Origin of the sequence: Cryobacterium aureum (assembly GCF_002954245.1) — a bacterium.
Taxonomy (GTDB): Bacteria; Actinomycetota; Actinomycetes; order Actinomycetales; family Microbacteriaceae; genus Cryobacterium; species Cryobacterium aureum.
The window spans coordinates 14,508-30,656 of record NZ_PPTG01000043.1; the positions used below are offsets into that span (position 1 = coordinate 14,508).

Consider the following 16,149-nt stretch of genomic DNA (forward strand, 5'->3'; position numbering starts at 1 on the left):
AGAATGAGTGCCGCAGAGTCTCGCGCGCGACGAAGAATGGATACCAGGGGTCATAATGTGACCCAAAGTACTATCCTACCGTATGATTCCGCACGGACTCGAAGTAGCGCTCCCGCAGGCGGTTCGGTTACTCTTCGATGCCCCCGGCCAGCAACTCGCGGCGCAGTTCGCGCCGGGCACGCTGTTCAGTCGGGTCAGGGATCGGAACGGCCGCGAGCAACCGCTGGGTGTACGGGTCCTTCGGATAGCGCAGAATCTCATCCCTGGTTCCCGTTTCTACGATGCGGCCGTGGTGCATGACGGCGATCCGGTCGGCGAGTACATCGATGACCGCGAGGTCGTGGGTGATGAACAGGCAAGCGAAGTTCATCTGCTGCTGCAGTGACTGGATCAGCAGCAGAACCCTGGCCTGCACCGACACATCGAGAGCGCTGGTCGGTTCATCAGCGATGAGTACCTTGGGTTCGAGCGAGAGTGCGCGAGCGATGCCCACGCGCTGCTTCTGGCCGCCGGACAGTTCATGCGGAAAACGGCTGCGGTACGTGAGCGGCAGCTCGACGCTGTCGAGCAGTCGTTCCACCTCGGCGCTGAGGCCGGCCCCCTTCAGCCCCTTGGCCAGTTTGAGCGGTTCCCCGATACTGTCGCCGATGGGCATCCGTGGGTTGAGCGAGGAGGAGGGGTCTTGAAAGACGATGCCGACGCTCTTGTGCAGCCGGTGGATCTCCTCCCGGCCGGCCTTGGAAATGTCCTGGCCGGCCACGTGCAATGAGCCCTCGGTGATCGGCAGCAGTCCGATGGCTGCGCGACCGAGAGTGGTCTTGCCGGAGCCTGACTCCCCCACGAGGCCGAGCACCTCTCCCTGCCGCACGTACAGGTTGACCTTATCGACGGCGCGGAACGCCGCGACGCGCCCGTGTTTGGGGTACTCGATGACGACATCGTCGAATTTGACGACCACTTCGCGGCTGTCATTTCGAGCGACGGAAGCGGCCTCGTTGGCCAGTCGCTCGTTGACTTCAATGCGGGCAGCGAGCACGGCATCCACCACGATGTCGGTGCCGATGGCGAGCGCCGCGGTCATGTCGATGGCTTCGTCACCGCGCTGGCCGAGGTGCGGTACGGCCTGCAGCAGGGCGATCGTGTACGGGTGGGTGGGTTCGTTGAAGATCTGGTCGACCGTGCCGCGCTCCACGATGACACCACGCCGCATGACGGCGATGTCATCGGCCAGGTCGGCGACCACACCCATATCGTGGGTGATCAAGAGGATAGCGCTGTCGAGTCGATCGCGGAGGCTCCGCAGCAGGTCGAGGATCTCGGCCTGCACCGTCACATCGAGGGCGGTCGTGGGCTCGTCGGCGATGAGCAGTTGCGGGTCGCAGGAGATGGACTGAGCGATCATGGCGCGCTGGCGTTGCCCGCCACTCAATTGGTGCGGGTACGAGTTGAACGCCTTCAGCGGATCGGGCAGCTCAACCATGTCGAGCAGTTCCAGCGCGCGCGCCTTCGCCTGCGAGGGCGACATGCCAAAGTGGGCGCGCAGGGTCTCAATGATCTGGAACCCGATCGTGTAGACCGGGTTGAGCGCCGTCATCGGCTCCTGAAAGATCATGGCAATCTGGCCGCCGCGCACCTTGTGCATCTGCGCTGGCTTGAGCCCCATGAGCTCCCGACCGCTGAGCTTGACGCTGCCGGAGATGCGGCTGTTCTCGGGCAGCAGGTCGAGAATGGCCATCGAGCTGGCGCTCTTGCCAGAGCCGGACTCGCCGACGATGGCGAGCACCTTGCCCCGCTCGATCGAATAGTTCAGTTTGAGGGCGGCCGGCACCCAGACATTGTCGACGCCGAAGTGCACGGTGAGGTCGCTGACCTGCAACACCGGACCGGAGAATGGGGTGGTCACCTGATCGGTCATCAAATCCTGCTTTCGTCAATGGTGCTGCGCGAGCGCACTGGGCAGCAAAAACCTGACAGCATGGCTTCATGCCCGTCGCTGCCGACCCGAATTTCTTCTACTCGCGGTTCAACCGCGTCATCGCCGTCGTGTTCGCCACGGTGGCCGCGCTCAGCGCGTTGAGCGTGGTTCTGCTCCCGACCGCGTCGAACCGCTGGCTGGCCGTTCCGGCCCTGTTTGTCATTCTGTTCGTCTGGGAGGTGCTTTGGCGGCCCGACCTTCGGGTGAGCGACGAGGCCATCACCATTCACAATCCGCTGCGCACCATCATCGTGCCGTGGGCGGCGCTCGTTCACGTCGACACCAAGTTCGCCCTCACCCTGCACACGCCAGGGCGCAAATTCGCGGTGTATTGCGCCCCGGCTCCCGGCCGCAGCCTGACCAGCTCCGGACGCCGTAAGAGTACCGACCCGGTGCCGTATGTCAGCGGCTCCCCAAGGCCCGGCGACCTGCCCGGTAGTGAGTCCGGTGAGGCGGCGCAACTGGTGCGCGCACGCTGGGACCTGCTCCAGAAGACCGGCCGGGTGGATGGCGGCCTCGCAGCGCAGACGCCGGTTGCGGTCGTCTGGGCCTGGGGTCGCGCTGGTGTGCTGGCGGTGGGTGCCGCGGCATCCGTTGTCGCCATTCTGCTGTCCTAGCGACTTCACGGCTGGGTCTCCAGCTCCGGCTCGGGCCGGGTTTCGCGCATCTTGCTGAGCTTGAACCGGCGGTGGCGCGGGTCGAAGGCATCGCGCAGACCGTCGCCGACGAAGTTCACCAGCAGCGCGAGCGACACGATGAACGCGCCGGGCCACCAGAACAGCCAGGGCCGCGTCTGGAACGCCGACTGGTTCGAGCTGATCAGCAGGCCGAGCGACACGTCGGGAGAGCGGATGCCGTAGCCGAGATAGCTCAGTGCCGTCTCGAGCAGAATGGCCGAGGCCATGATGAGCGTCGCCGACACGATGACGACACCCATGGCGTTCGGCAGAATGTGTTTGAAGATGATGCGCATGTCTGAGGCGCCGGCAACGCGGGCAGCCTCGACGAACTCGCGCTCCCGCAGCGACAGGAATTCGCCGCGCACCAGGCGGGCGATGCCCATCCAGGAGAAGAAACCGAGCATTATCGCCAGTACCGGGGCACCGAGAGCACCGAACCAGTGGCCGACGACCGAGCCGATCACGAGGGCGGGAATCACGATAAAGACGTCGGTGATCCGCATCAGCATGGCGTCGACGGTGCCGCGGTAGTATCCGGCGACTGCGCCGACCACCACGCCAACGACGGTCGCAATGAGGCCGAGCACCACCATGACGAGCGCGGAGTTCTGAATTCCCCGCATGGTCATGGCGAAGTAGTCCTTGCCGATGCGGTCCTGGCCGAACGGATGCTCCCCCATCGAAATTCCGTTGCCACCGAGAAACTGCGGCAGGAGAGAGAGCGTCGGGTCTCCCCCATTAACCTGCGGGTTGAGTTCCTTGAAGCCGAACTTCCACCAGCCGGGAATGGGACCGAGACCGATCGCGGTGAAGGAGAACAAAATGATCACCAGGAGCAGGATGATCGATGCCACGGCCACCTTATTGCCGACAAAACGTCGCCTGATCAATCGCCCCTGGCTCTCTGGCACCGAACTCGCGACGGCTAGTTCGTCGGCCGGAACCTCCGGGGGCGTCGGCCCTAAACCAATCGGTGTGGACATTTAGCGGATCCTCACTCTCGGGTCTAGCCCGGCATAGGCCATGTCGGCCAGAAAATTGAAGGTGATGGCCATCGCGGCCACGATCAGGAAGTACCCCATGACCGGGTTGACGTCGCCGCGAGATAGTCCAGCATTGAACAGGCTGCCCATTCCGGGAATGGCGAAGATCGCTTCGGTGATGATCGCGCCACCGAGCAGGGCACCGACGTCGAAAGCGACGAGGGTGGTGAGGGGAATGAGCATGTTGCGAAAGGCGTGCCGCACAATTACGGTGCGCTCCGGCAGCCCCTTGGCTCTGGCTGTGCGGATGTAGTCGAGGCTCAGTACCTCCAGCATTCCGGCGCGGGAATACCGGGTATACCCGGCGAAGGAGATCAGCAGCAGCGCGATGGTCGGCAAGGTGAGGTGGGCAAATGTGTCAAGGCCCGCGAGCCACACGTCGCCAGACAACCCGGGAGTCTTCGAACCCACGGTCGCGATCGGGCGTCCGTTGGTAGCACTGATCAGGTCGCCCCAGGATTGCATGAAGCGGTCCAGTAGCACGACGGCGCCGGAGAGCAGTGCCGTGACCAGACCAACCCGCATGTTCTGGCCGCGGTCGTAGCCGCCGGCCAGAAAACCGCTCAAGAGGCCTACCGCTGCCGTGGTGAGCGCCAAAATGAACAGGGTTCCAGCGCTCGACACGTCGAACAGCGGTTGCAGCAGGAAGAAGGCCCCAATGGCGATCCCCCCGTTAATGACCGCCGTGATGAGCGCTCGACGGTTGCGCAGACCGGCCAGCAGGGATGCGGAGCCGAGCGCGATCGCGGCGACCAGCAGAATGATCGGGATGGCGCCGAGGCCCGGGTGAATGAACCAGCCGGTGGCACTCATCAGAAGCAAAACGCCGGAGGTGGCTAGCCCCGATACGAGGAACACGACGAGGCGACGCCGACCGTCACCGCCGAGCAGTGATTGCCAGATGGCGCCGACGACGAGGCCGATGACCACGAGGGCCACACCACCGATGACGGGGTCGCGCAGAAAATCGTTGAAGCCGATCGCGATGAATTCTTTCAGGAGTACGGCCACCAGAAAGACGGGCAGCGAGTAGAGAAAGAAGCTGATGAAGGTGACCGTGTTATCAAGGCCGCTGTACTGGCGGAGCGCGGTAATGATACCGATCGTAATGCCGAGCAGAATGGCCAGCACGAGGGCGAACGTCACGAGCTGAACCGTCGCGGCGAGGGCGTTGGGCAGAATATCGACCACGCGAGCGTTCGATATGGTCGACCCGAGGTCGCAGGCGTTAGCGAAGGGAATCGCACATTTGGCCACACCCCCGATCCAGAGCACCCAGCGCAGGGGCGGCGGAACGTCGAGGTCGAGACGCGAGACGCGGGCATCGATGAGTTGCTGCTTATTGGCCGCGTTGCTACCCCGCAGATCCTCGAGCGGATCGGCCGAGTATCCCACCATTACGTACATCAAGAACGATGCGGCAATCAGGATGAGAAGGGAAACGAGAATTCGTCTCAGGATGAAACTCACCATGCCGGGGCTACCTCACTGTAGGGGTTTGGTGGTACCGCAGGGACACTAACACCTTGGGGCTCCCACACCCGCGAGTTGGGCCCCTGGGCGAACCCAGAAGCCCAACTACGCAGGAACTAGCTATCTATTCGTTGACGGACCATTCCCAGAAGTTCCAGAACGGGCCGGTCTGGTTGCCCATGTACTCCACACCGCTCACGCGCTTGGAGACGCCGTAGACGCCGGGCAGCTGGAACAACGGCAGGCCGTAGGCATCCGCGAACATCTGCTTGTCGATTCGCTTCTCGATCGTGACCAATTCGTCGGGATCGAGCGTCGTCTGGGTCAGGATGGCATCATCGTTCGTTCCCGTGTAGCGGCTGTAGTTGCCGCCACCGTCGGTGGAGAAGATCTGCGGAATGCCAGCAGTACCGACGCCGGGGCTGATCCAACCGAAGATCGAGGCTTCGTAGTCCCCACCAGCCAACAGTGAACTCCAGTCGGGTGATCCCTTGTCGACGATGACAAAGCCGGCCTGACTGGCCGACTCCTGAATCGCCTGGAAGGTATCGACCCGGTTCGGGTTCTTGGTGTTGTAGAGGATGCTCACCGTCGGCGTTGCACCGGCGAGAAGCGCCTTGGCACCCTCGATGTCGACCTCGGCATAATCGCTCGATCCGTTATTGGCAACGGAATCGGAGTACGGCTCATTGGCTGGAACCCAAATCTGTGAGTTCAGCACCTCGGCATCGGGGTTGATCGGCGTGATAAGCGAGTCGAGGATTTGCTGCCGCGGAATCGTCTTCAGGAAGGCCTGGCGAACGTTCAGATCAGCGAACGTCGTGGAGCCGAAGTTGAGGTCGACGTGGTCGTAGGAGAGCTGGTCACCGGTGAGCACATCGGCACCGGTATTCTCCAGCGCCGTCAAGGTATCAGCGGATGCCTGCGGGTACATGATGTCAACCTCGCCGTTCTGCAGCGCGGTGACCTCGGCGTTCGCATCGGGAATGACGCGCATGATGAGCTTGTCGATCTTGGGCTTCATACCGGCAACATAGAACTCATTGCGCTCCATGGTGAAGGACTGGCCGGGGGTCCAGCCGGTCGGCACCATGGGACCGCTCGAGACGAGCAGGTCCGGGTCGGTGGGGAACGCGGTCACGTCGTAGCCGGTGTTGACGAAGTCGGCGGCGGCCTTGAGTGTGGGGTCGACTGCGGCCGGGTTGGCCGGGTCACCCTTCGGCAGGCTCTTCAGCAGGGCGGTCAGGTCGGCTGCGGAGCTGAGTCCGGCCTTCTTGGCCACGATGTGGGCCGGCTGGGCGATCGGGTTGACGATCTCCCAGTCAGCGAACGGCGTGCCATAGACGAGGGTCATCGACAGGTTGTCATCGCTGACCTCGGGAAATTCAGTGGTGTCGAGGCCCGCGGTGCTCCCGGCAAGCTCGAAATACTGGGTTCCGGTCAACACATCGCCCGTTTCGGGATCGGTCGTCGCACTGTTGTAGTAGCCGGAACCGACCGCCCACGCGTAGACCATGTCATCAGCCGTCACTGGTTCACCGTCTGACCACTTGTTGTCGGGGTTCAGCGTGTAGGTGACCGTCTGCGGGTCATCGCTGGTCTTCTCGAAGGTGCCAAATTCCTCTTCGTGTACCAGGTTGAATTCGGGGTCAATGTAGGAGAAAGCCGAGCCGTAGTTGCCCATGAGGTAACCGACGATGCCGTTGGTGTCGAGGTTCGACTGCGGGGTTTGGTTATTGAACGACGTGAAGTCGTTGACGATCGCGACCGTCACCGTGCCGCCGGTTGCCGCGGCATCCGTATCCGTCGGGTCGGGACTGCCGGATGTGGTGCACGCGGTCAGGGCGAGAGCGGCGACGCCGATTACGGCGACCCCACTGAGGCTCTTCCTGAACAGTTTTCCTCTGATGGACAAGATTCCTCCTGGGCGAAGTGATCGTCGGCGCGCGGCATGATGCCGCAGGTCGATCGTGGTTAGCTACGACCCTAGAGAGAAATCAACAGCAGTGACAAGCAAATGACCGAACTGTTATGAAATAGCTCCATTCTTTTTCGTTCAAGGTGGGCATTCTGCACAAAATCTGCGTCAGTTTGGCTGCGGCGCAGGGTTTGCACCGTTTTTAGTCTCCCTACCGCCGAGTGTGCTGCGGTGGTTAGGGGCTGGCGAGGCGGGCTTCGGGGGCCGGCACTGGCAGGATAGAGCCATGCTGACAGCATCCGTTTCTCGCCTTTCGGGGCAGCACCGCACCCGGCACTATTGGGAAATCGGCATCGTGCTCGCGCTGTCCCTCGGGGCGTCGGCCGTGTACTCGATCGTGTCGATCGTGGCCCGGCTGACCGATGAGACGCCACTCGCCGACCAGTCGGCGACGCTCAACGGCTCGCAGTCGACCCGCGAGTGGCTCGACTTCACCTACCAGTTTCTCGGCATCGCGTTCGGGCTCGCAGCGGTAGCGCTGGTGCTGTACCTGCTGTGGCGGCCAGGGCAAAACCCGTTCACCCGGCTCGGATTCGACCTGACGCGTCCGGGCAAGGATGTGCTCGGCGGGTTCGGACTGCTGCTGGTCATCGGCATTCCGGGGCTCGCGCTCTACCTGGCCGGGCGGGCATTGGGTTTCACCGTGGCCGTCGTGCCGTCACCGCTCGACACCTTCTGGTGGACCATTCCGATTCTGGTGTTCGCCGCCCTCAAAGCGGCGCTCCTTGAGGAGCTCATCGTGGTGGGCTACCTGTTCACGCGGTTGCGCGAACTCGGCTGGTCGACCTGGACCATCATCCTGAGCTCGGCGGTGCTGCGCGGCAGCTACCACCTCTATCAAGGTGTCGGCCCGTTCTTCGGCAACGTGACCATGGGCGTCGTGTTCGGCTGGTGCTACACCCGTTGGGGGCGCACCATGCCGCTCGTGGTGACCCACTGGCTACTCGACATTCTCTCGTTCGTGGGCTATCCGCTCGCGCTGGCCTGGTGGCCGGGGCTGCTCGCCCCCGCAAACTGAGCCCACGGGCGTGGCCGCGCCCGGTTTCGGCAGCCGCTACGCCGGTTACCGTAGCGGCCACCGAAACTGGGGGCGGTGGCGAGCCCCTACTCGAACGCTTCGGGCGGCGGGCAGGCGCAGACCAGGTTGCGGTCCCCGTAGGCATTGTCGATGCGCCGCACCGGTGGCCAGTACTTGTTCCGCACCAGCGACGCCAGCGGATACACCGCGGTCGCCCGGTCGTACGGGTGCTCCCACTCCCCCTCGATCACCGACTGTGCGGTGTGCGGGGCATTGTGCAGCGGGTTGTCGTCGGCGGGCCAGCGGCCGGCGGCGACGGCATCCGCTTCGGCCTTGATTGCAATCATGGCGTCGACGAAGCGGTCGATTTCGCCGAGATCTTCACTCTCGGTGGGTTCGACCATGAGCGTTCCGGCCACCGGAAAGCTCATCGTCGGCGAGTGGAAGCCGTAGTCGACGAGGCGCTTGGCCACGTCGTCGACGCTCACGCCGGTGGCCGCGGTGAGCGGGCGCAGGTCGAGGATGCACTCGTGCGCGACCAGGCCGTTTTCGCCCGAGTAGAGCAGCGGGTAGCTGTTCTCCAGGCGTTTCGCGACGTAGTTGGCGGCGAGCACTGCTGCCCCGGTAGCCTGCTTGAGGCCGTCGATTCCCATCATGCGCACGTACGCCCACGAGATCGGCAGGATGCTCGGGCTGCCGTAGGGTGCCGCCGAGACCGGCCCGCCAGCGTGCACGACAGTGGCGGTGGCTCCCCCGCTGCCGAGCAGGTAGTGTTCGTCACTCTGAGCAAGCGGATGCCCGGGGAGGAACGGTGCAAGGTGTGCCTTGGCCGCGACCGGCCCGACACCGGGACCGCCGCCGCCGTGCGGGATGCAGAAGGTCTTGTGCAGGTTGAGGTGCGAGACGTCGCCGCCGAAGTCGCCGTAGCGGGCGAATCCGAGCAGCGCGTTGAGGTTGGCACCGTCAACGTAGACCTGGCCGCCGGCATCGTGCACGGCCGAACAGATGGCGGCGACCTCGTGCTCATAGACGCCGTGCGTGGACGGGTAGGTGATCATCAGGGCGGCAAGGCTGTCGGCATGTTCGGCGATCTTGGCGTGCAGGTCGGCGAGGTCGACGTTGCCGAGGTCGTCGCAGGCCACGACGACGACGCGCATGCCGGCCAGCGCAGCTGATGCCGCGTTGGTGCCGTGCGCACTCGACGGGATCAGGCAGACCGTGCGGTCGATCTGCCCGTTGGACTGGTGGTACCCGCGGATGGCGAGCAGGCCGGCTAGTTCGCCCTGGCTGCCGGCGTTGGGCTGCAGCGAGACGGAATCGTAGCCGGTGACATCGGTGAGCCAGGTTTCGAGCTGGCGCACGAGGTGCAGGTAACCCTCGACATCCGCTTTCGGTGCGAACGGGTGGACTCCGGCGAATTCGGGCCAGCTGACGGCCTCCATCTCGCTCGCCGCGTTGAGTTTCATGGTGCAGGAGCCGAGCGGGATCATGCCGCGGTCGAGCGCGTAGTCGTAGTCGGCGAGGCGCTTGAGGTAGCGCATCATGCTGGTCTCCGAGCGGTGAGTGTTGAACACCGGGTGGGTGAGGTACTCGCTCGTGCGATCGAGATCGACCGGCAGTCCGTGCTGCACGGCCTCGAAGTCGACGTGGCCGAAGGCGCTGCGGCCGCCGAACGCGCCGACGATATACGAGAGGTCGGCGAGCGTGGTGGTCTCGTCGACCGAGACGCTGATGGTGGTCGCATCGACCTGGTGCAGGTTGTAGCCGCTCGCCGCCGCCTTCGCGACGACGTCGGCCGCGCTTGGCGCGGAGACCCGGACCGTATCAAAGAACGTGTCGCTGCGCACGTCGACGTCAATCGCGCGCAGGGCGGCGACGAGGGCACCAGCCCGTTCGTGTACTCGGGTGGCGATCGCTTTCAGGCCCTCGGGCCCGTGGTAGACGGCGTACATGCCGGCCATGACGGCGAGCAGCACCTGGGCGGTGCAGATGTTCGAGGTGGCCTTGTCGCGGCGAATGTGCTGCTCACGCACCTGCAGGGCCAGGCGGTAGGCCGGGTGGCCGGTGGCGTCGACGCTCACGCCGACGAGGCGGCCGGGCAGCTGGCGTTCCAGGCCGCGGCGCACGGCCATGTAGCCGGCGTGCGGTCCGCCGAAGCCCATCGGCACGCCGAAGCGTTGGCTGGTGCCGACGGCGACATCGGCGCCAAGGTCGCCGGGCGACTTCAGCAGGGTGAGAGCCAGCAGGTCGGCGGCCACCACGGCGAGCGCCCTGCGCTCGTGCGCGAGATCGATGACCGCTTGCGGGTTCCAGATGCGACCGGAAGCCGACGGGTATTGCACGAAGACTCCGAAATAGTCGCCGAGGTCCGCGGCCGTGGTCTGCTCGCTGAGCGCGACCTGGACCAGTTCGATGCCGAGCGCGACGGCGCGATTGGCGAGCAGCGCGTGGGTCTGGGGAAAAGCATCCGTGTCTACGATGAATCGGCGTGAGGTGGATTTAGAGGCGCGCAGGGCGAGCAACATGCCCTCGACGACCGCCGTTGACTCGTCGAGCATCGACGCGTTGGCCGTGGTCAGCCCGGTGAGGTCGGCGATCATGGTCTGAAAGTTGATGAGCGCTTCGAGCCGGCCCTGCGAGATCTCGGGCTGGTAGGGCGTGTACGCGGTGTACCAGCTGGGGTTTTCGAACACGTTGCGCTTGATCACGGCGGGCGTGAACGTGTCGTAGTAGCCCTGGCCGATCATGGAGCGCTTGACCGTGTTGCGGCCAGCCAGGGCGCGCAGTTCGGCGACGGCCTCGTTCTCGGTCGCAGCGGGCGGGAGTGCGCTGTCGCCATCCTGCCGAAACAGGTCTGCGTGAATCGACGAGGGCATGGCGGCGGAGACGAGGTCGTCCACCGAGTTATAGCCAAGCGTGGCGAGCATGTGGGACTGGGCGTCAACATCCGTTCCGATGTGACGCTGGGTGAAGGCCGTGGGCATCTGCTGCCGAACCTGCGTTTCCATGAGCTACTCGCCGATGAGGGCCGAGTACTCGGCCTGGCTGAGAAGGGTGGGCAGCGTGTCGAATTCAACCTTGATCAGCCAACCAGCACCGAACGGATCGCTGTTGACCAACTCGGGGCTCTCGACGACGGCGTCGTTGGTGGCCGTGACAATGCCGTTGACCGGCGCGAATAGTTCGCCGACCGACTTGGTCGATTCGATCTCGCCGACGACCGTGCCGCTGGCGACCGTGCTGCCCACCTCGGGCAGTTCGACGAAGACGACGTCGCCGAGCTTCTCGGCGGCGTAGGCGGTGATGCCGACGGTCGCGATGGACCCCTCGACCAGAACCCACTCGTGCTCGGGCGTGTACTGCAGTGCTGATGTGTCTGTCATGGTGTTGCCTTTCGCAGGTTGCACGGATTCAGGGCTATTTGAACAGGGCAAAGCTATTTGACGCGCTTATAGAACGGAAGCGAGGTGACGGTGGCGGGAAGGCGGGTGCCGCGCACGTCGACGTACACCTCGGTACCGAGGCGGGCGAGGTCGGGTGTGACGTAGGCCATGGCTATCGGGTAGCCGAGGGTCGGCGACAGGGCGCCGCTCGTGATGACGCCGTCGGACGTCTCGGCGTCGAGGCTGCGGAAGATCTCGTAGTCGGCACGCCCGGCACGTTTGCCGGCGGCAATCAGGCCGACCAAAACGGATGCCCCCGCCGCCGGTCCGGCCTCGCTCGCGGCCCGCCCCACGAAGTCGTCCTCCTTGTTCAGGTTGACCACGCGGCCGAGGCCGGCCTGCGCCGGGAAGGTCGTGAGGGTCAGCTCGTGGCCGTAAAGCGGCATTCCGGCTTCGAGCCGGAGGGTGTCACGGCTGGCCAGCCCGGCCGGGACGAGTCCTTTGTCGGCGCCGGCCACAACGAGTGCATCCCAGAGTTCGCGGGCCTGGTCGGCCGCGAGGTAGAGCTCGAAGCCGTCTTCGCCGGTGTAGCCGGTGCGGGCAACCAGCAGGGGATGGCCGCGGAAGAAGGCATCCGTGATGCGGTAATACTTCATGAAGCGCAGGTCGGTGCCGAGATCGGTGACGCCCGCGGTCGCATCGAGGATAGCCAGTGCATTCGGGCCCTGAACGGCGATGAGGGCGTAGTCGTCGCTCTGGTCGACCACACTCACCTTGAAGCCGTCGGCGCGGGCAAGCAGCGCGTCGAAGGCGGCGAACCGGTTTCCGGCGTTCGCGACGACGAGAAACTTGGTGTCATCGAGGCGGTAGACGACGAGGTCGTCGATGATGCCGCCGGTTTCGGCCAGGAGCAGGCTGTATTTGGCCTGCCACAGCTCTACACTTGAGAGCTTGCCGGCGAGCGCGTAGTCGAGGTAGGCGGCGGCATCCGGGCCTTCGATCAGAATCTCGGCCATGTGCGAAAGGTCGAACAGGCCTGCCGCGTCGCGTACGGCGTGGTGCTCGGCCAGATCACTCGAGTAACGCACCGGCATCTGCCAACCGGCGAAGTCGGTGAAGCTCGCACCGGCATCGACGTGCGCCTGGTGCAGGGGCGAGAAACGCTCGGGGCTTCGTGAATCGGTGGAGTCGGGGGTGCTTGAATCGGCCGTGGTCATGAGTTCTCCGGGTCACAGGGCGGTGTGCGCGGCCCGATTGAACCGCGTGGGAACTCCCCCTCTGTCGCTCGTGCCTGAGAGCTTCACCAGCGCGCGGGCACTGACTTTCACCGTGGGCGAGATTGTCGGTCACGCACAATCTACTTTTCAGAGTGGCCAGTTCGATGCGGTACGAGTACCTGAGAGATTGTCGGGGAGGATTGCTCCTTCGGTGTTCGCGCGCCTTCGCGTCGAACTCTCCCGCATCGTCCATATGGCCCGATATTCAGTTGGTAGCGTTCAGCCTAGCGCGCCGCTCGGGCGGTTTCTCCCTCGATGCACGCCAACCGCCAGCAGAGCTGGGCGTTCGTTGAATGTTTTGTGAATCAGGAGTTTAATGACAGTCCTTATCTCCGCAGAGAGGCGGCAGAATCATGGATACGAACCTGCTCATCTGGATTATCGTCGGCGTGGTCGTCGTGCTCGTCATCATCGGGATCGTCGTCTTCACGTCGCGGCGGCGGCGGGAGGCCAAAGCACAGGCGGACCGGCACCAGGCGGAAGAATTGCGCTCCCAGGCGCAGGATGCCGATTTGGCAGCCCGCGAGCGCGAGGCAGCAGCCACGAAGGCCCAGGGCGATGCGCTCCAGGCCCAGGTCGCCTCGGAACGTCTGCAGCGGGAGGCCGCACAGGGTCAGACGGAAGCCGAGAGCATCCGCCTTCAGTCGGAGGAAAAGTTCCAGCAGGCCAATGAGGTCGATCCCGACGTCAACACCGTCGGCGAAGCTGACCGCAACACTCAGCACGACGCCCGTCGGGACGCTGGCTCCCTCGACGAAGCCGACCCGCGTGACACTCGGCGAGACGCCGATCGACACTAGCCGCATCTCTGTTCTAACGACGCGTGCACCGGGGCCGGTGTTGAGTTGATCTACTACTCAGCCCGGCTCCACACCCCCGAGGATCCACGGCGATGGCTGTCGACGAGGTGGGTATCGATGATGCCGATCGCTTCCATGAGGGCAAACATCGTGGTTGGTCCGACGAAGACGAAGCCGATCTTCTTCAGCGCTATCGACAGGGCGACGGATGCCTCGGAGCGGGTCGGCACGTCGGCCTGCGTTCGCGGCTCGGGCGTTTCATCGGGCTGGAATGACCAGACGAAGTCGACCAGTCCGCCGTGCTCACGCAGGGCAACGGTGGCCTGCGCGTTGGTGATTGTGGCGCGCACTTTCAAGCGGTTGCGCACGATCTTCTCGTCCTGGAGCAACCGCGCCACGTCGTTCTCGTCGAAGGCCGCGACCCGGTCGGGGTCGAAGTCGGCGAAAGCAGCACGAAACCCGGGGCGCTTCCGCAGAATGATGGCCCAGGACAGCCCGGACTGGAACGCCTCGAGGCTGATGCGCTCGAACAACGCGTGTTCCTCCCGAACGGGAACGCCCCACTCGGTGTCGTAGTAGTCGCGCAGCATCGGATCGACCGAGGCCCAGTGCGGCCTTGCGAGGCCGTCGGGGCCGATGATCGTGCTGGACGATGGCAGCGGCGCAGCCGCTGGTGAGGTTTCTATCATTTACACCAGTAAACACCGCCTCGAGCATCCAGTTCACGTTCGATCGGTCGCACACATGACGGGGCACGAATCGTGAAGCTCAGTTTTCCACCGCGATTCCTTGACGGCGCGGTGAGCATCAATTAGATTGCTGATACCTGAATCAGGCATCAGGTTTGACGGCCGAGACCTCGAGCAATGATGCTCCCTCCCCACGATGCCGACCTCACCCATGGAGAAACGATGAAGATTCCCACTGCAATTCGCGCACGAAAAGGACGCCTTGGCCTTATTGCCGGGCTGGTGGGGGTGCTCGTCGCGACGACACTCCCCATCTCCGCGGCATCGGCCGCCGGTGCCTGGACTACCGAGACGATCTCGGGAATGCAGGTACAGCTCTACACCCCGACGACAGCGCCCGCCATCGGCGGCGAGCGCGCCCTGATGATTAACCTGCACGGCTGCGTTCAGACGAGTTCTAATCTGAAGGCCGGGGGAAATTGGACGGCAACGGCTGATAAGTACGGCATGGTCATCGCGATCCCGGCGGCACCGGGCGGCGGAGTGATCGCCGGATGCTGGGACTATTACGACGGCAACCATAGCCGGTCGACGCCCGCACGCCACGATGACAACCTCCTCGGTCTGGTCAGCGCGCTCCTCGCTCGTCCAGGGCTGACGCTTGATGCTGACCAGGTCTATCTTTCCGGCCTCTCCTCTGGTGGCGGGGAGACCATGGTGATGGGGTGCCTCGCGCCGGATGTTTTCGCCGGAATCGGCATGAATGCCGGACCAAGCGTCGGAACGACGTCCAACCAGATCGGGTATGTCGCCACAACGAAGAGCGCCGGTATCGCCCAGTGCAACAGCTTCGCGGGGTCCAACACCGCCGCGTTCGACACCCAACTAACCTCGGTCGTATACGGAAGTAACGACACCACGGTCGCTCCCGGATATAACACCCTGAACGCCCAGATCATGGCGGGCATCTATAACGCTCCAACGACAGCGACGTTCTCGCTCAGCACCCTCGCCGGTAGCAATACCGCCGGAAGCGGTACAACCTATTCCGATGCGACCGGACCGCGCGTGTCGATCATCCAGAACACCGGTCTCGGTCACAACTGGCCAGCCGGTGCAGCACCGGGCGGGTCGTATATCAGCACTAACAGCATCAACTATCCCGCCTACCTCGCCTCCTTCTTCTTTCAGAACAACCGGCGCGTCACGGGAACACCGGCACCAGATCCGACGCCGACGCCAACGCCAAGTGCCACCCCGACCCCCACTCCAACCCCGAGCCCGACTCCGGGCCTCTATTGCGGCACATTGACAAACGCAGCGCACGAAGCCGCCGGACATGCCATCAGCTACGGCAACAATCCGTACAACCCGTATTACGCGCTCGGTACGCAGAATTATCTCGGTCAGGGTGACACGACGGTCACGACCCTCAGAGAAGCCCCACAGGGCACCTTCACGAAGGTCACCAGCTGCTGAGCTGATTCGTTCCGCCCAGAGGATGGCGTTGTCCCCTTCCCGGGGGACGGCGCCACTACTGGACATTCGGTACAAGCCCACTGAGCACCGGCGCGAATGTGGCGACAATTGTCACGTTATACGCAATCTCCCTGGTGCTGGCCGCTTTCGCCGCGCCGTCTTTGCGCCATCGCGACATCGGGGTTTAGGTTCGCCGTCCAGGTGTGAGTTCGGGGCAAATTTCTCGGCTGTGATGTCTCACGACATCGTGGGCAGTTGATGTCTCAGGTCATCGTGGGTGGTTTGGCGAGGAACCCGCGGGGTTTGCCGTTGGGGATGTAGGTGCCGCGTGGTGGTCGTGGGTGCTCTTGGATC

Annotated in this window: 12 protein-coding genes and 2 riboswitches; of the genes, 4 read left to right on the plus strand and 8 right to left on the minus strand. The window is 64.1% G+C overall.

Annotated elements, in window-relative coordinates; genetic code table 11:
• Positions 1-127: 127 nt before the first annotated feature.
• Positions 128-1,915, minus strand: coding sequence for a dipeptide ABC transporter ATP-binding protein (locus CJ028_RS15365; protein ID WP_105036101.1), 1,788 nt, complete (start codon positions 1,913-1,915; stop codon positions 128-130).
• Between the two features lie 68 nt (positions 1,916-1,983).
• Here CJ028_RS15365 and CJ028_RS15370 point away from each other — a divergent pair, with 68 nt between their 5' ends.
• Positions 1,984-2,592, plus strand: a complete 609-nt coding sequence (locus CJ028_RS15370) for a PH domain-containing protein (protein ID WP_105036102.1) — start codon at positions 1,984-1,986, stop codon at positions 2,590-2,592.
• A gap of 5 nt (positions 2,593-2,597) precedes the next feature.
• Here the strand turns inward: CJ028_RS15370 and CJ028_RS15375 are convergent, their stop codons facing one another.
• The 3 genes from CJ028_RS15375 to CJ028_RS15385 all read right to left on the minus strand — a co-directional run bounded on the left by CJ028_RS15375 (position 2,598) and on the right by CJ028_RS15385 (position 7,086).
• Positions 2,598-3,638, minus strand: a complete 1,041-nt coding sequence (locus CJ028_RS15375) for an ABC transporter permease (protein WP_105036103.1) — start codon at positions 3,636-3,638, stop codon at positions 2,598-2,600.
• Positions 3,639-5,171 carry an ABC transporter permease gene (locus CJ028_RS15380; protein ID WP_105036104.1) on the minus strand — a complete coding sequence of 511 codons (1,533 nt, stop codon included), beginning with the start codon at positions 5,169-5,171 and terminating at the stop codon, positions 3,639-3,641.
• 124 nt (positions 5,172-5,295) lie between these two features.
• Entirely contained in the window at positions 5,296-7,086 is a 1,791-nt protein-coding gene (locus CJ028_RS15385) for an ABC transporter family substrate-binding protein (protein WP_105036105.1), read from the minus strand.
• A gap of 289 nt (positions 7,087-7,375) precedes the next feature.
• On the opposite strand from CJ028_RS15385, the gene CJ028_RS15390 reads away from it, so the two are divergent.
• Positions 7,376-8,167, plus strand: a complete 792-nt coding sequence (locus tag CJ028_RS15390; protein WP_105036106.1) for a CPBP family intramembrane glutamic endopeptidase — start codon at positions 7,376-7,378, stop codon at positions 8,165-8,167.
• Positions 8,168-8,253: 86 nt separating this feature from the next.
• Here CJ028_RS15390 and gcvP read toward each other — a convergent pair whose 3' ends face one another.
• The 3 genes from gcvP to gcvT are packed head-to-tail and all read right to left on the minus strand — an operon-like array spanning position 8,254 to position 12,767.
• On the minus strand, positions 8,254-11,151 hold the full coding sequence (gcvP, locus tag CJ028_RS15395) for an aminomethyl-transferring glycine dehydrogenase (protein ID WP_240607335.1): 2,898 nt from the start codon (positions 11,149-11,151) through the stop codon (positions 8,254-8,256).
• 27 nt (positions 11,152-11,178) lie between these two features.
• A complete protein-coding gene (gcvH, locus tag CJ028_RS15400; RefSeq protein ID WP_105036108.1) occupies positions 11,179-11,550 on the minus strand; it encodes a glycine cleavage system protein GcvH in 372 nt (123 codons plus the stop codon).
• A gap of 53 nt (positions 11,551-11,603) precedes the next feature.
• Complete coding sequence (gene gcvT, locus CJ028_RS15405) at positions 11,604-12,767, minus strand: glycine cleavage system aminomethyltransferase GcvT (protein WP_105036109.1); 1,164 nt, start codon at positions 12,765-12,767, stop codon at positions 11,604-11,606.
• Between the two features lie 54 nt (positions 12,768-12,821).
• Positions 12,822-12,923: riboswitch (glycine riboswitch) on the minus strand.
• A gap of 1 nt (position 12,924) precedes the next feature.
• Positions 12,925-13,020: riboswitch (glycine riboswitch) on the minus strand.
• 160 nt (positions 13,021-13,180) lie between these two features.
• Between gcvT and CJ028_RS15410 the strand changes: the two genes are divergently transcribed.
• Positions 13,181-13,627 carry an LPS export ABC transporter periplasmic protein LptC gene (locus tag CJ028_RS15410; protein ID WP_105036110.1) on the plus strand — a complete coding sequence of 149 codons (447 nt, stop codon included), beginning with the start codon at positions 13,181-13,183 and terminating at the stop codon, positions 13,625-13,627.
• 53 nt (positions 13,628-13,680) lie between these two features.
• On the opposite strand, the gene CJ028_RS15415 is transcribed toward CJ028_RS15410, so the two are convergent.
• Positions 13,681-14,316, minus strand: coding sequence for a DNA-3-methyladenine glycosylase I (locus CJ028_RS15415; protein WP_105036111.1), 636 nt, complete (start codon positions 14,314-14,316; stop codon positions 13,681-13,683).
• A gap of 177 nt (positions 14,317-14,493) precedes the next feature.
• Between CJ028_RS15415 and CJ028_RS15420 the strand changes: the two genes are divergently transcribed.
• Positions 14,494-15,795 (plus strand): extracellular catalytic domain type 1 short-chain-length polyhydroxyalkanoate depolymerase, encoded by a 1,302-nt coding sequence (locus CJ028_RS15420; protein WP_240607334.1) that lies wholly within the window; start codon positions 14,494-14,496, stop codon positions 15,793-15,795.
• The last annotated feature ends 354 nt before the right edge of the window (positions 15,796-16,149 follow it).

Coding starts and splice junctions, on each gene's coding strand:
- gcvP (WP_240607335.1), bottom strand. CDS start 11,151: ATGCCCACGGCCTTCACCCAGCGTCACATCGGAACGGATGTTGACGCC.
- CJ028_RS15420 (WP_240607334.1), top strand. CDS start 14,494: ATGATGCTCCCTCCCCACGATGCCGACCTCACCCATGGAGAAACGATG.
- CJ028_RS15370 (WP_105036102.1), top strand. CDS start 1,984: ATGCCCGTCGCTGCCGACCCGAATTTCTTCTACTCGCGGTTCAACCGC.
- CJ028_RS15410 (WP_105036110.1), top strand. CDS start 13,181: ATGGATACGAACCTGCTCATCTGGATTATCGTCGGCGTGGTCGTCGTG.
- gcvH (WP_105036108.1), bottom strand. CDS start 11,550: ATGACAGACACATCAGCACTGCAGTACACGCCCGAGCACGAGTGGGTT.
- CJ028_RS15375 (WP_105036103.1), bottom strand. CDS start 3,638: ATGTCCACACCGATTGGTTTAGGGCCGACGCCCCCGGAGGTTCCGGCC.
- CJ028_RS15390 (WP_105036106.1), top strand. CDS start 7,376: ATGCTGACAGCATCCGTTTCTCGCCTTTCGGGGCAGCACCGCACCCGG.
- CJ028_RS15365 (WP_105036101.1), bottom strand. CDS start 1,915: ATGACCGATCAGGTGACCACCCCATTCTCCGGTCCGGTGTTGCAGGTC.
- CJ028_RS15380 (WP_105036104.1), bottom strand. CDS start 5,171: ATGGTGAGTTTCATCCTGAGACGAATTCTCGTTTCCCTTCTCATCCTG.
- gcvT (WP_105036109.1), bottom strand. CDS start 12,767: ATGACCACGGCCGATTCAAGCACCCCCGACTCCACCGATTCACGAAGC.
- CJ028_RS15415 (WP_105036111.1), bottom strand. CDS start 14,316: ATGATAGAAACCTCACCAGCGGCTGCGCCGCTGCCATCGTCCAGCACG.